General features: G+C 66.2%; 22 protein-coding genes and 1 pseudogene. 6 read left to right on the plus strand and 17 right to left on the minus strand.

Going from position 1 to position 19,808, the window contains the following annotated elements; translation table 11 throughout:
* Positions 1-9: 9 nt before the first annotated feature.
* The 5 genes from HMPREF3114_RS00345 to HMPREF3114_RS00365 all read right to left on the minus strand — a co-directional run bounded on the left by HMPREF3114_RS00345 (position 10) and on the right by HMPREF3114_RS00365 (position 4,648).
* Positions 10-474, minus strand: coding sequence for a YrhA family protein (locus HMPREF3114_RS00345; RefSeq protein ID WP_053498557.1), 465 nt, complete (start codon positions 472-474; stop codon positions 10-12).
* A gap of 243 nt (positions 475-717) precedes the next feature.
* A complete protein-coding gene (locus HMPREF3114_RS00350; protein ID WP_053498559.1) occupies positions 718-1,095 on the minus strand; it encodes a DUF2894 domain-containing protein in 378 nt (125 codons plus the stop codon).
* A complete protein-coding gene (locus HMPREF3114_RS00355) occupies positions 1,085-1,723 on the minus strand; it encodes an OmpA family protein (RefSeq protein WP_053498561.1) in 639 nt (212 codons plus the stop codon). The genes HMPREF3114_RS00350 and HMPREF3114_RS00355 overlap by 11 nt, the downstream gene beginning before the upstream one ends.
* Positions 1,720-3,984, minus strand: a complete 2,265-nt coding sequence (locus tag HMPREF3114_RS00360) for a DUF802 domain-containing protein (RefSeq protein ID WP_053498562.1) — start codon at positions 3,982-3,984, stop codon at positions 1,720-1,722. The genes HMPREF3114_RS00355 and HMPREF3114_RS00360 overlap by 4 nt, the downstream gene beginning before the upstream one ends.
* Positions 3,985-3,994: 10 nt before the next feature.
* Positions 3,995-4,648: a DUF3348 family protein gene (locus tag HMPREF3114_RS00365; protein ID WP_053498564.1), complete on the minus strand. Its 654-nt coding sequence runs from the start codon at positions 4,646-4,648 to the stop codon at positions 3,995-3,997.
* Between the two features lie 146 nt (positions 4,649-4,794).
* Between HMPREF3114_RS00365 and HMPREF3114_RS00370 the strand changes: the two genes are divergently transcribed.
* Positions 4,795-5,718, plus strand: a complete 924-nt coding sequence (locus HMPREF3114_RS00370; RefSeq protein WP_053498566.1) for a M14 family metallopeptidase — start codon at positions 4,795-4,797, stop codon at positions 5,716-5,718.
* Here HMPREF3114_RS00370 and HMPREF3114_RS00375 read toward each other — a convergent pair.
* The 6 genes from HMPREF3114_RS00375 to HMPREF3114_RS00400 all read right to left on the minus strand — a co-directional run bounded on the left by HMPREF3114_RS00375 (position 5,622) and on the right by HMPREF3114_RS00400 (position 11,164).
* On the minus strand, positions 5,622-7,433 hold the full coding sequence (locus tag HMPREF3114_RS00375) for a phosphoethanolamine transferase (protein ID WP_070488717.1): 1,812 nt from the start codon (positions 7,431-7,433) through the stop codon (positions 5,622-5,624). The genes HMPREF3114_RS00370 and HMPREF3114_RS00375 overlap by 97 nt on opposite strands.
* Before the next feature lie 73 nt (positions 7,434-7,506).
* Entirely contained in the window at positions 7,507-7,893 is a 387-nt protein-coding gene (locus HMPREF3114_RS00380) for a diacylglycerol kinase (RefSeq protein ID WP_053498569.1), read from the minus strand.
* 56 nt (positions 7,894-7,949) lie between these two features.
* The gene (locus HMPREF3114_RS00385; RefSeq protein ID WP_053498570.1) at positions 7,950-9,191 is read right to left on the minus strand and encodes a sensor histidine kinase; all 1,242 of its coding nucleotides are present in this window, start codon (positions 9,189-9,191) and stop codon (positions 7,950-7,952) included.
* The gene (locus HMPREF3114_RS00390; protein WP_005416896.1) at positions 9,188-9,862 is read right to left on the minus strand and encodes a response regulator transcription factor; all 675 of its coding nucleotides are present in this window, start codon (positions 9,860-9,862) and stop codon (positions 9,188-9,190) included. Before HMPREF3114_RS00390 ends, HMPREF3114_RS00385 begins: the two co-directional genes overlap by 4 nt.
* Positions 9,863-9,964: 102 nt before the next feature.
* Positions 9,965-10,495 carry a Cif family virulence factor gene (locus HMPREF3114_RS00395; protein ID WP_053498572.1) on the minus strand — a complete coding sequence of 177 codons (531 nt, stop codon included), beginning with the start codon at positions 10,493-10,495 and terminating at the stop codon, positions 9,965-9,967.
* 36 nt (positions 10,496-10,531) lie between these two features.
* On the minus strand, positions 10,532-11,164 hold the full coding sequence (locus HMPREF3114_RS00400) for a YbbD-related protein (RefSeq protein ID WP_229766023.1): 633 nt from the start codon (positions 11,162-11,164) through the stop codon (positions 10,532-10,534).
* Between the two features lie 213 nt (positions 11,165-11,377).
* Between HMPREF3114_RS00400 and HMPREF3114_RS20415 the strand changes: the two genes are divergently transcribed.
* A complete protein-coding gene (locus HMPREF3114_RS20415; RefSeq protein WP_235643041.1) occupies positions 11,378-11,629 on the plus strand; it encodes a hypothetical protein in 252 nt (83 codons plus the stop codon).
* A gap of 17 nt (positions 11,630-11,646) precedes the next feature.
* Entirely contained in the window at positions 11,647-11,964 is a 318-nt protein-coding gene (locus HMPREF3114_RS00405) for a hypothetical protein (protein WP_053498576.1), read from the plus strand.
* A 51-nt stretch (positions 11,965-12,015) separates the two neighbouring features.
* Here HMPREF3114_RS00405 and HMPREF3114_RS00410 read toward each other — a convergent pair whose 3' ends face one another.
* The 5 genes from HMPREF3114_RS00410 to HMPREF3114_RS00430 all read right to left on the minus strand — a co-directional run bounded on the left by HMPREF3114_RS00410 (position 12,016) and on the right by HMPREF3114_RS00430 (position 17,001).
* Positions 12,016-12,363, minus strand: coding sequence for an RcnB family protein (locus HMPREF3114_RS00410; RefSeq protein WP_053498578.1), 348 nt, complete (start codon positions 12,361-12,363; stop codon positions 12,016-12,018).
* A gap of 134 nt (positions 12,364-12,497) precedes the next feature.
* Positions 12,498-13,934 carry an efflux transporter outer membrane subunit gene (locus HMPREF3114_RS00415; RefSeq protein ID WP_053498580.1) on the minus strand — a complete coding sequence of 479 codons (1,437 nt, stop codon included), beginning with the start codon at positions 13,932-13,934 and terminating at the stop codon, positions 12,498-12,500.
* Positions 13,931-14,815 (minus strand): HlyD family secretion protein, encoded by an 885-nt coding sequence (locus HMPREF3114_RS00420; RefSeq protein WP_053498582.1) that lies wholly within the window; start codon positions 14,813-14,815, stop codon positions 13,931-13,933. Before HMPREF3114_RS00420 ends, HMPREF3114_RS00415 begins: the two co-directional genes overlap by 4 nt.
* Before the next feature lies 1 nt (position 14,816).
* Positions 14,817-15,026, minus strand: coding sequence for a DUF1656 domain-containing protein (locus HMPREF3114_RS00425; RefSeq protein ID WP_053498584.1), 210 nt, complete (start codon positions 15,024-15,026; stop codon positions 14,817-14,819).
* Between the two features lie 4 nt (positions 15,027-15,030).
* Positions 15,031-17,001, minus strand: a complete 1,971-nt coding sequence (locus HMPREF3114_RS00430) for an FUSC family protein (RefSeq protein ID WP_235643040.1) — start codon at positions 16,999-17,001, stop codon at positions 15,031-15,033.
* 70 nt (positions 17,002-17,071) lie between these two features.
* Between HMPREF3114_RS00430 and HMPREF3114_RS00435 the strand changes: the two genes are divergently transcribed.
* The gene (locus HMPREF3114_RS00435; protein ID WP_070488720.1) at positions 17,072-17,866 is read left to right on the plus strand and encodes an AraC family transcriptional regulator; all 795 of its coding nucleotides are present in this window, start codon (positions 17,072-17,074) and stop codon (positions 17,864-17,866) included.
* A gap of 34 nt (positions 17,867-17,900) precedes the next feature.
* Here the strand turns inward: HMPREF3114_RS00435 and HMPREF3114_RS00440 are convergent, their stop codons facing one another.
* Entirely contained in the window at positions 17,901-18,722 is an 822-nt protein-coding gene (locus HMPREF3114_RS00440) for an alpha/beta fold hydrolase (RefSeq protein WP_070488723.1), read from the minus strand.
* Between the two features lie 146 nt (positions 18,723-18,868).
* Here HMPREF3114_RS00440 and HMPREF3114_RS20820 point away from each other — a divergent pair, with 146 nt between their 5' ends.
* Together HMPREF3114_RS20820 and HMPREF3114_RS00445 are read left to right on the plus strand one after the other, a co-directional pair.
* On the plus strand, positions 18,869-19,255 hold the full coding sequence (locus HMPREF3114_RS20820; RefSeq protein WP_141750760.1) for a hypothetical protein: 387 nt from the start codon (positions 18,869-18,871) through the stop codon (positions 19,253-19,255).
* 42 nt (positions 19,256-19,297) lie between these two features.
* Positions 19,298-19,808, plus strand: a pseudogene (locus tag HMPREF3114_RS00445) (RHS repeat protein); the annotation flags it as partial.

Consider the following 19,808-nt stretch of genomic DNA (forward strand, 5'->3'; position numbering starts at 1 on the left):
TCTGTTTGTTCAGCAATGCTGTTCGATCAGACCGATGATGTGACCGAGTAGGCCATCCAATGAAGTGAATTCTTCGTAGACATTATCGAACGCTACTTTGTCACGGACCTGGTACCGCCCTGTTGCGAATTCAAAGACGTAGCAATCCATATCGCTCTCTCCGAGTTCTACATAGCCGCCCAGGGATCCCTGGCCGCGAGCGATAAGGTTCATTTCCACCAGGGCAAGGGCTGACCCACCATCGCAGTATGAGCGTGAAGTACTCGAGTAGAGGAAGACTCCCGCTGCTGCCAGGCCATCGTGGCGTGAAAGAAAGCCCAGATAGGACTCTGGCAGGACGATGCCTAGGGTAGAAAGCGCCGAGCTCTGGAGTGCGTCGATGTCAGGACGTTCAATTGGAGGGCCAAGGTACATCTCGGCTTCGTTGAGATTCGCGCGAAGCTTGAGAAGTCTGGCTTCTACTGAAAGCTGCATTTGCTGGGATTGAATTCAAGTGCAATGGGGGCAGTCAAACACTGGGGAATTCTTCCTTCCACGTCAATTACAGTCGCCTCAGTCTGTTCAAGTTGGTCAACCATTGACGTGGTTGGCTCGCGGTAGCGATTGGACAGCAGCGCTGCTGGGAGTCGATAAGCGCCAAGCAATGTTGGCGTAACCAGCAGCGTGGATCAGGATTGTCGTGTCCAAGGGGCGCCGAACGAGGTCGGCGTAACGTGTTCAACCCGCGCTGCGCGGCTTGCGTGTCCGTTTCGGCTTTGCGGTATCACCGCCGCTGGCGGCGCTGTCCTGCAGCGCCTGCAGCCAGGACAACGTGTCCACATAGTCGATGAAGTGGCGCAGGTAGCCGGGGCTGGTGGCCTGCATCGTGTCGAGCATGCGTTGCACCAGCACTGCCGAGTTCAGTGGGCCGCCATCGGCCGGGGCCTCGGCGCGCAGCGAGCGGCGCACCTGCAGTTCGCTGCGCAGCTCCGACCATTCGCGCTGCACCTGCTGCAGCATCGGCACCTGTGGGTAATGCGGCAGCGAGCGCGACCCCGCATCGAGGTCACGCACCAATGCGCGCAGGCCTTCCAGCGCGGGCGGCTTACTTGCCATCCGCTGCCTTGGGCTTGGGCATCGGCGCGATTTCCACACGGCGATTGCGCGCGCGGCCTTCCTCATTGGCGTTGGAACTGACCGGCTGCTCGCTGCCGAACGCGGCGGCGAACACGGCGTCAGCCGGTACGCCATCGGCGATCAGGGTGCGGGTCACGGTCAGCGAACGCTGCGCGGACAGCTCCCAGTTGTCGGCGAAGCGGCGGTTGCCTTCGCGCACCGGCGCATCATCGGTAAAGCCGCTGACCATCAGGATCTCTTCGCGGCTGCCCAGATAGGCGGCCAGCGGTGCGGCCAGGCTGCGCAGCAGCTCCTGGCCTTCCGGCTGCAGCTGGTCCGAGTTCAGTGCGAACAGCACGCTGCCGCTGATGCCGATGCGGCCATCGACCAGGGTTACGCGACCGGCGGCCAGTGGGCCGGCCAGCGCCTGTTCCAGGGTCTGCAGGCGCTTGGCTTCGGCCTGGCGCTGCTTCATTTCCTGGTCCAGCCGCTGCGACAGCTCCAGCTGCACCGCGACCACACCCACCAGGATCAGCACGAACGCACCCAGCAGCACCGACATCAGGTCGCCGAAGGCGGCCCAGATCGGTGCGTGCGAGCCGCCATCGACCTCCAGCTCGTCGCTCATGCGCTACCGGCCTTGCCGCGGCGCGTGGCCAGCTGCTGCAGTTCTTCCATCACCTGCTTCTGCGACAGCAGGCTGAGGTCGACCACCTCGCGCGCCTGCGCCACGTAATAAGCCAGCTGCTCATCGCTACGGGCCAGCGAGGCATCCAGTGCGCCACCGATCTGTTCCAGGCGGCCGGAAAGCGCGGTGGCGGCACTGCCGAACTGCGCGACCGCTTCACCGAAGGCGCCGGCCAGCTGGCCGACGTCACCCGCGCTGCCGGTGAGTGCTGCCGCAATGCCATCCAGCTTGCCGGTCTCGGCGGCGATATGGTCGGTGAAGCGGTTGCCGACGCGTTCCAGCAGCTCGGCCGAACCGCCAACCAGTGCGTCCACCGCGGTGCGCTGTTCGTGCGATGCGTGGTTGATCGCATCGAGCAGGGTCTGCACGGTGGCCAGCAGGCGACCGCGTTCTTCCAGCATCGCGTTGTCACGCACCAGGCTTTCAGAGAGCGTGCTGCGCAGCTCGTTGATGACGTCGGCAGCAGCTTTCGGTGCCGCTGCCGCGGTCTGCAGCAGGGTGGACACTTCGGCCAGCGTGGCGCTGGCCTGCGCGCGACCGTTCTCGCCGATCTGCTGTGCGGTCGCCGCCAGCGTGTCGCAGACCTGTTGCTGCTGTGCAGCCAGGCGTTCGCCATTGGCCTGCAGGCGCTCGGCCAGCTCGGTGGAAACGTGCTGCAGGGCATCACTCCAGCGCTGCAGGCGCTGTTCGTCGCCAGCCTGCAGCTGCGCATGCAGGGTGGCGTGGGCCTGCTGGAGTTCGGCGCTGACCGCGTCCCAGCGCGCTTGGCGCTGCTGTTCGCGGCTGTCCAGGCTGGCCTGCAGTTCGGCGTGCGCAGTCGCGGCGGCAGCCTGGGCGGCTTGCCACTGCTGCGAGCGCTGCTGTTCGTGGTCCTGCAGCAGCGACTGGCTGGCGTCGTGGCGCTGCTCCAGTGCCTGCAGCAATGCCTGCGCACGCTCGTCCAGCTGCTGGCCGGCCGCCAGCAGCGCCTGCTGCTGGCGCTCGACCAGCGCGCTGTTCAGTGCCTGCTGCTGCTCGATGGCGGCGCGCCAGGCCTCGGCGTTGCCGTTGGCATCGGCCTGCAGGCGCTCGCCGATACGCGCGACGAGTGCTTCGGCGTGCGTGCCCTGGCCATCGCTGAAGGCCTGCAGGTGCTGGCGCAGATCACTCACCAGCGCCTGCTGCGCCTGGGTCTGTTCACTCACCACCTTGGCCCAGCTGGCTTCGGTGGCGACCCGGCTGCGTTCGAAACCGTCGCTCAGGCCCGCCAGCTGCTGTTGCACGGCGCGCTCGACACGGGCATGCAACGCTTCGCCATGGTGAGCCAGACCGGCCAGGGTGGTTTCAGCCATCGGCTGCAGCGCGCCACCGATGGCCGCGGCACTGGCTTCGGCACCTTCGCGCAGCGACTGCTGCAGCGACAGGGCCAGGCGTTCCTGCAGCGCTTGGCTCTGGGTCAGGAACTCGGCCTGGCCAGCCAGCAGGCGCTCATTGGCGGCCGCACTGTGCTGTTCAAAGGTGCTGGTCATCGCCTGCAGGCGGTCGACCAGCGCCGGCAGCGCGGCGGACTGTGCCTGCAGCAGGCGCAGCGATTCGGCGCGCTGCCAGGCCTGCGAATACGGGTGCAGGTCGCCGGCAATGGCGCGGTCAAGCTGCTGCACGGCCTGCAGGCGGTCGCGGCGCAGCAGCGCAGCCAACAGGCCGAGCATCGCCGAGCTGGCCACGCCGGCGATCGAGGTACCGAAGGCCACCGCCAGGCCCTGCACCGGCGAGGCCAGCGAGCCGCGGATCGCGGCCATGTCGGTCGCGCTCTGCAGGGCCAGGCCGGTGCCACGCAGCGTGTCCATCATGCCCAGCAGGGTACCGAGCATGCCCAGCAGCACCAGCAGGCCGACCAGGTACGGGGTCAGCACCGGTGCGGGCAGGGCGGTGCGCTCGCCTTCCACGCGCAGGCGCACGGCGTTGCGCAGGCCTACCGGCACGCGCTCCAGCCATGGGGCGAGGCTTTCCTTCGCGCTGGACAGGTCATTCAGTGCGGCGCGCAGGCCGTTGCTGGCCTGGCGGTAGCGGTACAGCTCCACGCCGCCGGCGATGTAGCAGGCCGCGATGATTGCCGCCACCGCTGCACCCAGCGGATGCACCGAAACGTAGCCAATGCCGATCCAGCACACGGCCAGCAGGCCGACAAGGAAAACAACGACATGGAGAGCAGTTCTGGACATGGTGTTCCGGTCAGTGGGAGCGCAGGGCGTCTTGCAGCCCTTCGATCGGGTGGAAGCGCAGCTGCAGCTCGGCGAGCAGCAGCGTGCGCATGTCATGGCGGAAGGCCGCGCGCCAGCCGGGCTGGCCATGCACGCGTTCAAAACGGGCGCCGAGCACCGCCGGCGCGGTGGCCAGCAGGCTGTGCTCGCGCGGGGTGAGTGTCTGTTCCATCACCGCATCAACCTCGGCCAGTCGCGCCAGCTCCGGCGAGACCTGTACCAGCTGGTCGCGCAGGCGGCCGCGCAGGCGCCCGGTGGCGGTCTGGATGGCCTGCTGCAGCACCCGGTAGCGCTGGCGCAGCGAAGCGAAGTTGGGTGCGGCAGCGGCCTCGGCCAGGTCCAGCAGGCGCTCGGCCTCGGCGTCCTCGCGGATCGAGGCCAGCAGGCTGGCATGGGCCTGGGCGCAGTCGGCCAGTACATCCTCGGACCCCTCGGCAGCTTCGCCGGGCTCGGGCAGGCGTCCGCCCAACGCGCCGGACAGGGCCACGGCACGGCTCCAGTCCACCCACTGGCCGAGGCGATCGGTCAGGGCGGGACTGCTGGCCGGCATCGCGCCGTCGCTGAGACGGGCGAGCAGGCGGAGGAACTCCGGTCCACCCAGGACCGGCTGCGCTGCGTTCGCCATCAAGGGGTGAGGGGCCAAAAACCGTTGATTTTACAACCAGATGACCCTGGCTGGATGAAGGCGGGGCCTGGGTGGCGGTACCCGCAGACGCGACAAGGCTTAGAATGTCCGGCTGCATCCACCCGTTCGACCCCTGGAGTACCCCCATGACTGTTGCGCAGTTCTACCCGATCGGCACCCCCGGACAGCCCTGGGGCGACGCGGAACGCGCACAGTGGCGGGCCCGCCAGCAGCGCCAGCGCAGCTACCACGATGACGTGGTGGCCGCCCTTGAGCGCCTGGACGACAGCGTTTTCGACGTGATCCAGTACGGCCAGCTGGACTATGCACCGGACCATTACCCGCTGTTCGCCGTGGTCAACCACGACTGGAACCCGGCGCTGCCGACCGCGCTGATCACCGGCGGCGTGCATGGCTACGAAACCAGCGGCGTGCACGGCGCCCTGCAGTTCCTGGAACAGCAGGCCGAGGGTTACCTGGGCCGGCTGAACCTGATCGTCGCGCCGTGCGTCAGCCCGTGGGGCTACGAGCGCATCCAGCGCTGGAACCCGGATGCGATCGATCCGAACCGCAGCTTCCGTGACGGCGGCCAGATCAAGGAAGCCGCCGCACTGATGGCCTGGGTGGGCGAGCGCAAGGCGAACCTGCTGGTGCACCTGGACCTGCACGAGACCACCGACAGCGACCTGAACGAGTTCGATCCGGCGCGCTGCGCGCGCGACGGCAAGCCGTTCGAGCGCGACACGATTCCCGATGGCTTCTATGTGATCGGCAACAGCGAAGATCCGCAGGCCGAGTTCCAGAAGGCCCTGATTGCCGCAGTGGCGCCCATCACCCACATCGCCCCGGCCGATGCCGACGGCAACCTGGTCGGCCTGCCGCTGCAGTCGCCGGGCGTGGTCTGGGGCGAGTCGCGTTCGATCGGCGCCTGCGCCGGCTTCACCGACGCACGCTTTGCCACCACCACCGAGGTCTACCCGGACAGCCCGCGCACCAACCCGCAGGAATGCAACGACGCCCAGGTGGCGGCGGTGTGTGCGGGCCTGGATTTCGCCCTGGCGGCGCAGTAGCGCGCCACGTTGCGGGCGGTGACCGGCATCAGCCGGTGCCGCTTCTTCGCCGGCGTGGCGGCCACAGCCGGCGAACCCGACGGGCGGCATCCGGCAAACACATCCAGATTACGCTGGTACACCGTGCTGCTGACCCCGAACAGGCCCAGCAGCGAGTGGAAGATGTTGTCGTGGCTGTGCGCCCGGTGCAGCGCATTCCCACGCAGGCAGGCCATGTCCAGGCCCGCGTTGCGGCTGAACTCCGTTGAGAGCCACATCACCATCGGCACCTGGGTCTGTTCGCGCGGGGCGATGAAGTAGGGCGTGCCATGCAGGTACATGCCGCGTTCGCCGAGCGACTCGCCGTGGTCGGACACATAGATCAGCGCAACGTCGCGCCGGTCCGAGTAGCCTTGCAGCAGGTCGATGGTCTCCGCCAGTACCCGGTCGATATGCACCAGGGTGTTGTCATAGGTGTTGACCAGCGCCTCGTTGCTGCAATGCTGGATCTGGTTGCTGTCGCAGGTCGGGCTGAAGGCCCGCGAGGCAGCCGGATAGCGCTCGAAGTAGGTCGGGCCGTGGCTGCCCAGCTGATGCAGTACGACCAGGCCGTCGCCGTTGATCGCGTCGATGCGTGTGCCAAGCTGGTGCAGCAGCACGTCGTCGTAGCAGGTGCTGTCGGTGTTGACGCACTGGCCCGCCACCTTCAGCGCAGGCATGTCCTCGGTCGGCACGCGCTCGCACACGCCCTTGCAGCCGCCATTGTTGTTGTTGCGCCAGAGCACGCTGACGCCGGTACGCTGCAGGATGTCGAGCACGTTCTCCTCGGTCGCCGCGCGAACGTCGTCGTATTGCTGGCGGGTCATCTGCGAGAACATGCACGGCACCGAGATGGCCGTTGCGGTTCCGCACGAGGAGACATCACTGAAGCTGATGACGCCTTCCGTGCGTGAGAGCCGGGGATTGGTTGCGCGTGGGTAGCCGTTGAGCTGGAAGTTCTGTGACCGCGCGGTCTCGCCGACGACCATGACCACCAGCTTCGGGCGCGGGCCGGGTATGCGCCGCGCGTCCGTGCCGATCGGGCGCAGCGGTTGCTGGCGGGGGCTATGGAGGCTTTTCAGGTAACCGTGGGTATGGCGCATCACGTTCAACGGCAGTACCTGGTCGCGGATGTAGCGGTTATTTCGCAGCAGTGAGGAGTAGTCCTTGTAGAACGCAAAGCCGATCACCAGCAGCATTACCAGTGACGCCAGAACGTTGGCCGGCCACACCAGCAGCGACCGTATCGAACCCGCTCCGCTGGCGGTGCGCACCAGGGCAAGCCCTGCAGCGGGCATCGCGCCCAGCGCCAGCAGGGTCAACAGCAGCGGCAGCGAGAGATAGGCGTTCAGTTCGGCCTGATTGGTCTCGAACACGTTCTGCACCATGCTGCGATCGATCAGCACGTTGTAGTGCAGCATGAAATAGCTGCAGCCGGCGCTGGTGACGATGAGTACGGCCAGCAGCGGCTTGCGCACGAAGGGTAGTGCCAGCAATGGCGTCAGCAGCAGATTGAACAGGCAGAACAACACCAGCGGCAGGCTGGCCAGGAACAGGATGCTGCGCACACCGTTGAGATCGATCAGTTCCCACAGCGACTTCCAGAGGGCGATGTTTCCAATCGTGGTGAAGAAAAACGCTGCGGCCCAGACCAGGATGATCGGATGGGGCCGTGGAAAACGGAGGCATTGACGCACGAGCAGGGTCCGCGGAACAGGAGTGCGCGCAGTATCGAAACGGCGTTATCAGGAAGTTGTCAGGATTGCCGGCCTAGCCCAGCAGGATCACGCCCCACACCGCGCCGACCATCAACAACGCGGTGGTCTGTGCGGCGCTGCCCATGTCCTTGGCGTTCTTCGACAGCGGGTGCTGCTCCAGCGAGATGCGATCAACCACGGCCTCGATTGCCGAGTTGAGCAGTTCCACCAGCAGGCTGATGAAGCAGACCGCCAGCACCAACGCGCGCTCGGTTGTACTGATGTCCAGCACGAACGCCGCAGTGATCAACAGCGCGTGCAGCAGCAGCAGCTGGCGAAAGGCGGCCTCGCCGCGGAAGGTCGCGATGAAGCCATCGCGCGAATGGACCAGGGTGTGCAAGATGCGGCGCAGGCCGGTCTTGCCGTGCGGATACTTGCCGCTGTGCTTGGGGTGCTGCATGCCGTTCTCGAGGTTGGGACAACCCCGAGCATGTGCAGGCCACTGTCAGGAATACGTCAGATGCGGGCCGCAGGCCAGTGCAGGGCGAACCGGCAGCCGCGCTCCGAGGACTGTACCGTCATTGTCCAGCCAAGGTGTTCGACGATGCGCTGCACGATGGACAGTCCCAATCCTTCGCCGCTGTGCGGTACCCCGGGCACGAATCGTTGGAACTGCTGCGGGTCGATGCTGGAGGGCAGGCCGGGGCCGGTGTCTGCGATGATCAGTGCGGTGGTGTCCAGGGTGATCCGGACCTTGCCCTGTTCGGTGTATTGGCAGGCGTTGCGCGTCAGGTTCCAGATCACGCTGTGTACCAGGTCCGGACTGGTGTGCATCGTTACCTCGCGACCGGGATCAACGGTGATGCCGACCGGCTTGCCGGCCAGCCAGGGCTGGCAGCGCTCCACGCAGGACTCGATCAACGGACGCAAAGCCACCTCGCTGCGCGGGACTGAGCCGGGGGAACGTGAGAGCAACAGCAGGCAGGACAACTGGCGCTGCATCTCCTGGGTGGTACGCAGGATGCGCTCCGCGCTGGGAACCAGATGGCTGTCAGGAGGAAGCTGGCAGGCAAGGGTTTCCGCAGCGCCGCCGATGATGGCCAGCGGCGTACGCAGCTCATGGCTGGCATCGCCGCTGAAGCATTGCTCGCGGTGAAGGAAACGCTCGAGTTCATCACTGTGCCGGGCAAAGGCGCGGGCCAGAACACCGATCTCGTCGCGTGCGTCCTGGCAGGGAAAGGGCTTCCGCCCGCTCTGCACGGCATCGGCCAACTGCGTGATGGGCGCGATGACGTGCGACGCCACCTTGCGACCGATCAGGAAGGCGCCGAGCACGCAGATCGAAATGACCAGCGCTGCAAAGGCGTTGATCAGGTATTCCAGATAGCCATAAGGCGCCGCGTCCTGCAGCAGGTAGTAGCGCTGTCCGCCACTGTCGAACACGCGCAGGTGCCACTCGTTGGGTGCTGCTTCGCCGTGGTAGCCCAGGCCATACTGGCGCAGCACCACAGGTACGTTCCGGGCATCGTACAGTGCGCTGCCGGAGGGCAGGGCGGGGCGTTGGCCACGAGCCAGCTCGTCCTGCAGGCGGCGTACTTGGCTGTCCTGGGTGCGTCCAACGACGGCGGCCCGTACCTGGTCGTAGTCCACCTGTTCGGCCAGAACGATGAAGCCCATGGCGCCGGCCATCAGCAGCACGAACGAAATCGTGATGCGGGTGCGCAGGGTCAGGCGCCGGTAGAGAGCGGCGGGGGTCACGCCGGCATGCGCCAGCCGACGCTGTGCACCGTGGCGATCAGCGTGGTGTCGAAACTGCGGTCCACCTGCAGGCGCAGCTCATGGATGTGGGTACGCAGCGCGCCGCCGTCCGGTGGCTCGTCGCCCCAGACCAGGTATTCCATCTCCTGCTTGCGGACCACGGCGGGTGCCGCGCGTACCAGGCACAACAGGAGCTTGTGCGAGGTGGGCGTCAGCGCGATGCAGCGTCCCTGCCGCCAGGCCTGCGGCGACCGCGTATCGACCTGCAGGTCCTTCCACGCCAGTACGCTGTCGACCTGGCGGCCCTGGGCGCGTCGCACCAGGGCCTTGATCCGCGCATCCAGCTCCTTCAGCGAGAAGGGCTTGACCAGATAGTCATCCGCGCCCAGCGCCAGGCCCTGCACGCGGTCTTCGACCGGATCGCGCGCCGTCAGCATCAGGATCGGCACCGGATTCTGGAACTCCTGGCGCAGCTTCCGGCACAGCGCCATCCCGTCCAGGCGTGGCAGCATCAGGTCCAGCAGGATGGCATCGTAGTCGTTCTGCGTGGCCCGACGCAGGCCACTGGCGCCGTCACGGGCGTCGTCCAGCACATAGCCGAGCGGCTCAAAGAAGGCGTACAGGTTGGCAACCAGTTCGGGGTTGTCTTCGATGATCAGCAGGCGGGTCATTGCGAGCGTCCTTGCACGTGGCCGAACTCTGCCCGATCCCTTGCCGGATGCCAATGCCCTGGCTGAATGGATCGCAATCCGCGCTCGGCGTCCTCAAGACGTTCAGCCGGCCGGGCTGCGTGAATCGCGGATCGAATAGATCACCGAGAAGATCTTCCAGCCCTGTTCGGTGCGGACCAGCTGCCACATTTCCCTGCCCCAGTTGGTCTTCACCCCATCGTCGTGAAAGCTGTAGTCAAACGCTACCGAGGCCACATCGCCGTCCGTCTCGATCTTCGTGTTGGAGAATGTCTCTTCTTTCAGCTTCGGCGAGGCCACCGCCCCGTCAATCAGCGCGATGAAGTTGTTGGCGGGAATCTGCCGCGCCTTGATCGCATCGGGCTTGGCCTTGCGGATGTCCTGCAGGCGCGCGTCCTCGGAAACGAACTGCCAGCCGATATCTTCCGGCTTGTCAGAGAAGAACAGGCTCATGTAGGTCGGCTTGTCCTTGTTGATCAGCGAGGTGCGGAACGATTCGACCACCTGTTCGATGGCCTTGACATCGGCAGGGGCGTTCTGCGCGGCTAAGACCGGCAGCCACGCCGGGAGCAGAAGGACGAGGGCGGCGAAGCGTGCACGTGCGTTGGGCATCATGGGGGTCCTGGGGAGGATTGAGGTGGCGCTCGCGCATCAGCGCGCGTAGGTTCGCCAGAAAAGCACGTGGTCTTCGGCCGTGTTGACGGCGACGAAGACGGATTTTCCGGATTCGGGCGCGCAGCGAAAGACACGGTACGACGCACTGAGCGTCGCGTTGCCAGGCCACCAGTATCGATTGAATGCAACAGGATCACTGTTGTTGAATGTGGTCGCCTGGCAATCCGCAGGCAGCTGCAGTGGTATCGCAGGGGGCTTGGTGAAGGCCAGCGCGCTGGTGTTGGAGTCGAGGTCGTGCACCTCGCGCAGATCGGTCGCCGCTTGCGGCACCCAGCCGGGAATCCACCCCTTGTTCACCCTGTCGGAGTCAAGCGCCTCCTGCAGGGTGTCGAACGAACTGTCCATCACCATACCGCAGGCGCATAGCGCGCTACAGAACGTCACGACAATGGCGCGCCTGGCCCATGCAACGGGGCTGGTCATCGTCGTCATGCTCTGCGGAAAGCAGCCTACCCACTTCTTAGGGCGGCAAGCGCTTGAGCCGCGCTTCCAGCCCCGGTCGTACGGCCGGTCGCAGGGTTCTGCATGGCGCTGCGCCTTGCGCGCGTACTGCTGCATGAACAGGCCGATCTCCTGCGCGATCCTGTCCTTCCGGCCCTTGCCTGCCATCGACGGGCGTCCCTGTGTTCATCCTGAATCATCGGTCGGCGCACGCTAGCACGGATGACGGGCGCCGCAACAGGCCGGTTTGACGTTGAGGAAGGTCTGCGCGGATGATGCGCGGGCGCGCGGCGCAGGAGGGGATCTGTCAATGAGGACATTGATGTGGGGGCTTGCCGGCCTGTTCCTGGCGTACGTTGCCGGTTGCTCGGCAATCTCGGCGTGGCATTCCCGCGCGCTTGCCTCGGTTCGGCCGGGGCGGGCAAGGCCGAAGTACTCCAGGCGCTGGGGCAACCTGACGTGGTGGAGCACGCCGGTGCTCCCTTTACCCGCTATGCCAGCCGTGGATGCAGTGGTCGCTGTGCGCAGCGATGGTGGTATGAGAACCGGCTGGGCCTGGATACCGAAGCCTGGTCGGTGGAGCTGGATGCTTCCGATCGCGTGCTCACAACGTCGCGCTTGACGTCACCCTAGAAGACCGCGACGAACGCATGCGCATCCATCGACCTTTCATCTTCATCGCAAGCCTGGCCCTGATGGCGTTGTGCGGGCTGATGGGCGTGCTGGTGCTCATCCATGGCTTCAACGAGCAGGGCCTGCGCTGTGGCAGGCTGTGCTCACTGGAGGTCTCCCTCCGCCTGCTCTTCGGTGATCGGGGATACGAACTGCTGGTGGCGATGGGACTGTTTGCCACAGCGCTGATGTGCGCGTATATCGCACTGCGGGAGGGCATGCATGCCGGGCGGCCGCGAAGGCAGGTACAGCGTCGGGGGCATAAGCGCCGCCGATCGTCACAGCCCAGGTCGTGAAGTATCCCTCCGCGCGGCGTTCTGCCGCGCGGAGGGACACCGCACGAGGTGTCAGCGATGCAGCGCGTCGATGATCAGCCCGGTGGCGATCTCCACCAACAGGTACTCGTTATCGGACTGCCGGACCCAGCGCCGGTCGCGGCCCGGCTCGCGCAGGTCATAGCGCGCGTAGTCGTCCACCCAGTAGCGGCGGTCCACTTCGGCCCAAGGCAGGCGGTCGCCACGACGCCAGGCCTTCTTCTGCCAGCCCGGCGGCGGCGCATCGCGGTTGTGCGGGCCACCTGCATGCGGCGGCGGGCCGTTGCCGCGGGCGTGGTGCGGCGGATCGGCGAAGGCGGGGGCCGCGGCCAACGCGGTGGCTGCGCTCAATGCGATGGCAAGCAAACGTGTGGTCTTCATGGGGATGCCTCCGTCATGGCCGCAGCATGCGGCGCTGTGGCGGGAATATAGGGCAGTCAGTGTGAATGAATACGGGTGTGCGTGGCACTTTCCTGAACACACAGCGTGACGTGCAGTCGCCGCCCCGGAACGGATCAACGGGCCCCGTCCGGGGCCGGACCCAATGCGCCCCAGCCGCCGCCCAGTGACAGGAACAGATCCATCTGGCGATCGATCCGGTCCGCGCGCGATGCGGCCAATGCGGACTCCGCATCTGCCAGCGCGGCCTGGGCCGAAAGCACATCGAGAAAATCGATCCTGCCGAAACGGTAGAGCTGCTGCGCCTGTCCCGCGGCCCGCGCTGCGTCCCCACGCGCCTGTGCCAGGCTGCGCTCGCGTTCAAGCGCCTGGGTGCAGGCAGAAAGCGCTGTCTCGGTCTGGCGAAGTGCCTGCAGCACCGCGCCGTCAAAGGAAGCAAGAGCCGTATCTGCATTGGCACCGGCCGCTGCGATGCGGGCCTTGGCCACGCGGCGGTTGGGCCAGTGCCATGACAGCAGCGGCCCGGCGCTCGCCCCGAAACTGTCGGCGGAAAGCAGCTGCCGTCGCATGCCCGCCGTGCCCAGGGACGCGCCCAGGGTGACCCGCGGATAAAGTTCCGCAGTCTCTACGCCGATCATCGCTGTGGCCGCGGCAAGGCTACGCTCCGCGGCACGTATGTCGGGGCGCCGCTGGAGCAGCTGCCAGCCGTCACCGACCGGCAGCGCCTGCTCCAGCTCAGGGGGCTGGGGGCAGGCTTCGGCCTCCCTGGGATAGTCTGCCGGGACCCTGCCCATCAGTGCGGCCAGTTCGAACAGTGCGGCCTGGCGTTCTGCCAGCAGGTGCGGTACCGCCGCCGCGCTGCGGTTGACCGCGGCTCCGGCACGGCTGACATCGAAGTCCGTTCCACGCCCGCCTGCAGCCAGGCGACGGGTTGCCTCCAGCGTGGCGCGCTGTATCGCCAGCACATGCCGGGTCGCAGCGAGCGTGTGATTGCTTGTGCAGATCTGGAGATAGGCACGGGTGACAGCCGCAGCGACGACCACGCGGACCTGGTCCCGTGCCGCAGCGATGGCCTGCGCGTCGGCGTTGGCGGCTTCGATGCCGCGGCGGATGCCGCCTGCAAGATCCAGTGGATAGGAGAGGTGAAGGCCCAGCGCATAGGACTGCGGCGCGGCCGACGCCAGGGTGTAACCACCGGCATGGGTGAGCGTGCCCGATACATCCACGTCGGCCTGCAGGGCACCGCGCGCGCGATACTCCAGCACGGCAGCGCTGGCGCGCCGAAGGTTGGCATCGGCGGCGCGCAGGTCGGTATTGGCCGCCAGTGCATCGTGTACGTAGGCGTCAAGCTGGGGGTCGCCATACAGTTCCCACCACCGATCCGGTGGTGGGTCGTGGCTGAACGATGCCTCTTTGCCCGAGACGAACGCCTGCGCCGCGCGTGTGGAGGCAGCGACGGCATTCGCAGGCAGGTGATAGTCGGGGCCGGAGACGCAGGCCGTCATCGGCAGCAGCAGGGCAAGCAGCCCACCGCGTAGTGTTCGCAGGCTCACTTGCAGGTTCCCTGTGCCGAGGGCGTGATGGTCACACTCGCAGTGCGACCGACGATCAGGCGGGTATCCGGCCGCGCATCGTCAATGCGGATGCGTACCGGGATCCGCTGTGCCAGCCTCACCCAGGTGTAGGTCGGTGCCACCGCCGGCAGCAGGTTGTGGGTGCTTGAGCGCTGATCGTCGGCAATGCCGGCGGCGATGGTATCCACGTGCCCGCGCACGTCGTGGTCGTCGCCCATCAGCCGGGCCACGGCGGCATCGCCCTCGGTGATGCAGGCCAGCTTGGTTTCCTCGAAATAGCCCTCGATGCGCAGGCTGCGGGTGTCGATCAGCGCCAGCGCCTGTGCCCCCGGCTGCAGGTAGTCGCCCGCGTGCAGGTCCAGGTTGGTGACGATGCCATCGGTGGTCGCACGCACCTCGGTGCGTTGCACGTTGAGCTGGGCAACGCGCTGTTCGGCCCGTGCCTGCGCCAGCGCTGCCAGCTCGGTATCGACCTTGGCGGCATTGCGTTCGCGGGTTTCCGAAGCGACCAGGTTGCCCAGTGCGTTGTCCCGCGTCGATTCGCGGCGGGCCAGCGCCAGCGTGGCGCGTGCGCTGCTGGCCGCTGCGTCGGCCTTCTCAAGTGCGGCAGCGAAGCGCGGCTGGTCCAGCACCAGCAGCAGCTGTCCGGCGCTCACCCGCTGGTTGTCGTGCACCAGCACCTGGGTGACCAGCCCCCCCATGTCTGATGCAACGCGCACCACGTCGGCGCGCACCCGTCCATCCCGCGTCCACGGGCGTGTTTCGTAACGCTTCCAGATGGACAGTGCGGCAACGACAGCAATCGCGAATACAACCAGGGTTGCGCTCCAGCGCCCGATGACAGCAAGCGTGTGTTTCATCTCATTTCTCGAACAGGGGCGCGAGCCGGATCATCAGCTCCGCCAGGATCACGAACAGGGACAGGCCCACCAGTGGTCGCGCGGCGAACAAGCGGTACAGGCCGAGACTGGCGAGCAGGCGCGAGGTCAGCATCGACAGCGCCAGCGCGGCGGCGGCCACGGCGAGAAGGCCGGGGATCAGCACGCCATCAATCGAAAGATCAGGAAGCATGAGGTCAGCGCCGGTGGGTGAACAAAGGTACGAGAAGGTCGCGGTGCAACCCGCAGAGCAGGTGCGACAGATGCTCCCGATCAGCCCCGCTGCTGGTCACCACTGCTTCGCGCATTCGGTCCAGCAGTTCCAGAAGATGGGTGTCGATAGGGCGCGGCGGGTGAGCACGAACCCTGAAATGCTCGGCGAGGCGTTCGATCAGCAGTGCTTGAAGCGCCCGGACCTGCGGATTGTCCAGGCAGCTTTCCAGTGCGCGGAGTTGGCTGGATGCACGTGCCGCACGAACATCCGCAAACAATGCCCGCACGTCGTGCGCGGCGCTGGAAAGGCCCTGCAGCCTGGGAGCGAGCAGCCCGATTCGATCCAGCATGCGGCTGAGCCAAGCGCGGGTCACGCCACCTTGTCCGGCGGCGTGTCGTGCGATATCCCGACGGATCGAACGCTCCAGCCGTGCGCGGTTGCGGCCCGCATCGGCGGTCTGGAACAGCTGCATGCTGCACAGTGCCACCGTCGTACCGACGAACAACGCAACGCTGTTGTTGAGTGCGCCGACGATGTTGATCGCATTGGTCGCACCCAGACCGGCGATGAGTGGGAAGGTCAGCACCACGCCCAGCGCGGCCATGATGTAGGGCGGCCGGGCCAGGAACGATCCGCACAGCAGCAGCACCGGCGCGAGCGCGGCAATCAGGCCGGTGATATCGGACAACGCGGGGAAGATCAGCAGACCGTAGAGCAGGCCGACGGCAACGCCAATCAACGACCCCACCAGATAGCGCATGACATGCGGCGCAGGCGCTTCGATCGTGCCGAACAGCACGCACGCCGTGCCGATGATGGACACCGCCGTGGCGCCGTCCGACCAGCCGGTAACGATCCACAGAACGCAGCTCAGCAGGATGCCGACGAACGCGCCCAGCGCGCTGCGCAGGGCAAGCCGATGATCCCGGTGAAGTACCGCACCCTGCGCATATCGCGCAAGGCGAGCAGGTACATGCCGGCGCCAGTCGGGCCGGGCAGCGCATAGTTGTGCCTGCAGCACGCGGCAGTCGGCGTGGGCGAGGTCGAGCTCGGTCTGTTGCGCGGCGAGGCCGGCCTGCAGCAGATCGCGCCAGCCCGTTGCATCCATCGCGCCGGCCTGTGGTGAACGCAGCCGGTCGATGGAATCTTCCACCGCGCTGGAGAGCATCAGTACGTCCAGCATCCGGTCATGCACGGCACGCAGGATCCGTACCTGGGCCACGCCGTGGGCGCTGTCGAAGGGCAGGTGGATCGACAGCACATGCAACTCGAGCAGGTCGGCTGCCACTTTCGAGCGGTCCGTCGCCAGCACCGTGTCCGATGCGCCGGCGCGCATGTCCCTCGTCCATCGTTCCGCGTCATCCAGCACGGCAGCGACCCGTGCGTGCACGCGCGACGAAACCCGGCGCGGCAGCACCAGCCCATGGACCAGCGTTGCGGCCAGGATGCCGATGGCGATTTCCTGCACCCGCGTGATGGCAATGGTGAACACGTCTGCCGGCACCATCACCGCAGGAAACCCGATCAGGCTGGTGGTATAGCCGGCCAGCAGAAACGCATAGGCACGCGGCGTGCGGTCGAGCATTGCCAGATACAGGCAAAGCGACATCCAGGTGGCGAGCGCGGCGCTCAGCACCAGGGGTGCATTGGCGAAGCGTGGCACCAGCGCGACGGTGGCGACGGCCCCGCCCACGGTACCGAGCAGGCGAAACAGGCCGCGGCTCAGTGTCGCCCCGGAAAGGGGCTGCGACACCAGATAGACCGTGCCGATCACCCAGAACGGGCGATTCAGGCCGATCCGCAGAGAGACATACAGCCCCAGCGACGTGGCGAGCAGGCATTTGAGCGAGAACAGCACTGCTTCCTGGTCGGTCCTGAGGGCAGGGCTTTTCAACCGGGCGAATGCCTGGAACACATGGGGACGGAAAGGGGTAGGGGAGGGCATGCGGCTCATGCTAGTGATCGGCCGCCATGGCGAATTTCGCTACAATGACAATCAATCGCTAAAACCGGTCAATGTGAGAATGGCTCGCATTTCGCTCCCCGGCTTTGACCTCGACCCGGACGAGACCGATCGCCCGGCGGTTGCCAGCCGCCTGCAGGTGGCCGAGCACGACGCAGAGATTCCCGTGCATGAGCACCGCAAGGGTCAACTGATTCTTGCGCTGCATGGCGCGGTGACCTGCGAAGTGGCCAATGCGCTGTGGATCGTGCCGCCCCAGTGTGGCGTCTGGATTCCGGGTGGCATGCCGCACAGCAATCGCGCCACCGCCAACGCGCGCCTGTGCTACCTGTTCGTCGAGCCCGGCGTCGTCGACCTGCCGGCGCAGTGCGTGACGCTGGCGATCTCGCCGATGCTGCGCGAGATGATCCTGCACCTGGCCGACGCGCCGCTGGACTACCCGCATGGCAGCCACACCGACCGGTTGGCGCGGGTGCTGCTGGACGAACTGGTGCAGATGCCGGCCGAGCATCTGTCGTTGCCGGTCAGCCATCACCCGAAGGTGCGTGCGCTGGCGGCGGCGCTGTCGGCGGATCCGGCAGATCGCAGCACCATCAGCCAGTGGGCGGTGCGCCTGGCCCTGGGCGAGCGCACATTGACCCGGCTCATCGAACGGGAAACGGGCTTGTCCTTCGGGCGCTGGCGGCAGCAGCTGCACCTGCTCATCGCCATTCGGGAACTTGCCACGGGCGCACCGGTACAACGCGTTTCCGAGACGCTGGGCTATGAGTCGGTGACGGCCTTCATCACGATGTTCAAGAAGGCGCTTGGCCTTTCCCCGGCGCGCTATTTTGCGGTGCGCCTGCGGGGGCAGTAGCCGGGACAACCCGGAAGGCCGTTGCCTGGAACGGCTACTTCAAGGTGCCGGAGACGGATTGAATCGCGGCCACCACCGCAGCAGGATCCTCGCGCTGGAGGGTGTGCCCGGTCGCCAGGTAGCGATGCGTGCCGCGCGTGAACCCCGAGAAGAGCAGGGCGTGCTGTGCCTTCCAGAGCGCCTTGCCCCCTGCGGTTTCCTCGAAGAACAGCGGCTCGGCAGCCAGCCGCGTTGCAGTCAGCAGCGCCACCGGCACGTCCGGCATCGTGCGCGGGGTTTCCGCACCGGGTGCATCCAGTTGTTCGGTCAGCACGGCGTAGTCGGCGGCCATGGCTGGCGGCAGCATCGCCCGCAGCTGGGCATCGTCTGCCTGCACGCGTGCACTGTCGGCCTGCTTGAACGCATGGCGCTGCCCCATCGTGGCCGGGTCCACCAGCACCAGGCCCTGCAGGCGCTCCGGATGGCGGCGTGCAAACTCCGTGGCCAGCAGGCCGCCATAGGAATGACCCACCAGCACCACGCGGCGACCGGGGGCGAGCGTATCGATCACGGCCGTGAGGTCGGCCAGATGCGCATCGATGCGCTTGGGGTGACCGTCGCTGCCGGACTTGCCGAGTCCCACACGGGCGTACGTGATGCTGTGGTAGTCGCGCCCCAGACCCGCAACCACCTCCTTCCAGGCGCCCGCGCCCTGGCCGAAACCGGATTCAAAGACCACGGTGATCGGGCCTGACCCCGTTTCTTCGGCCTGCAGTGCGTAAGCGCCTCGATCCACCTGGATTTCCCCTGCGTGCGCGGTGCCCACTGCGGCCATCATCGCGGCCAGCGCCCACAACGTCACTCGGCTGCTCTTCATTGCCGTTCCCCTGGGCCGTGCGCGTGCCAGCCCTTCCGATGGGTCAGGTCTGCAGCGGAGTGCCACAGCCTGCCGACCTCGCGACGGGTCGTGCTGGTAATGTAGTGAGGTATAACACCTACTCCCTGTGCAGGAAGTCATGGTGCATGAGGTCGCTGCGCCTGCGCTGCTGGTTCTTCCGCCCCCCCCCATCAACGCGGCTGACCTTGCCGGCATCTGGTGCGTCGGATCTGACGCTGCTTTTGCCCTTTGTCGCCGGCGTTGCAGCAGTTGGAGGAAGGGATGCCGGCAATCTATTAGGTTGCATTGGGTATCGTCTGCGCTATGGTTGGAATTCAAACTGTGTATTGAGCCCTATGAAGCTGACGCGCGGATGGTTTCTTGCACTATCTGTAATGTGGCTGGCCATTTTCACTTTGATGCTGTGGCTTGACCGAATCTGGGATGCGTGTGGCGCGTTGCTAGCTGCGACAGCCTTCTTTCTCGTTGCCTTGAGGAGAAAGCAGCATTTGGCTGGTGGATCACAAGAGTAGCGTGCCTTCTCAGCCCCCTCTTCGAAGAGGGGGCTTGAGAATTTTGACTCCACCGGTAATCGCACCCCGCTGACCACTTCGGCAGGCACCGCCAGCTACACCTATCCCCCAACCAGCCATCGCCTGGCTGCGGTGGATGGCGAGGTGCGCAACCATGACGCAGCGGGGAATACCACCAGCATCGGCAGCAAGACGTTCATCTACAACGATGCGAACCGCATGAACGCGGTGAGGCAGGGTGATGCCGTGCTGGAAAGCTACGGTTACAACCATCGCGGTGAGCGCGTGCTGCGCACCCCGGCCGGTGGCGCGGCGCAGATCACGCTGTACGACGAGGCAGGACAGTGGCTGGGCAACTACTCGGCCACGGGCCAGGCGCAACAGCAGGCCATCTGGCTGGACAACTACCCGGTGGCGCTGATCAACGTGCCTGGCACCGGCGTGCCGGAGTTGGCCTACGTCCAACCAGATCATCTGGGCACGCCGCGCGTGGTGATCGATCCGGTACGGAATGTCTCGATCTGGGAGTGGAGCAACAAGAGCGAAGTGTTCG

It is taken from the genome of Stenotrophomonas sp. HMSC10F07 (assembly GCF_001807895.1).
In the GTDB taxonomy this organism is placed as follows: domain Bacteria; phylum Pseudomonadota; class Gammaproteobacteria; order Xanthomonadales; family Xanthomonadaceae; genus Stenotrophomonas; species Stenotrophomonas sepilia.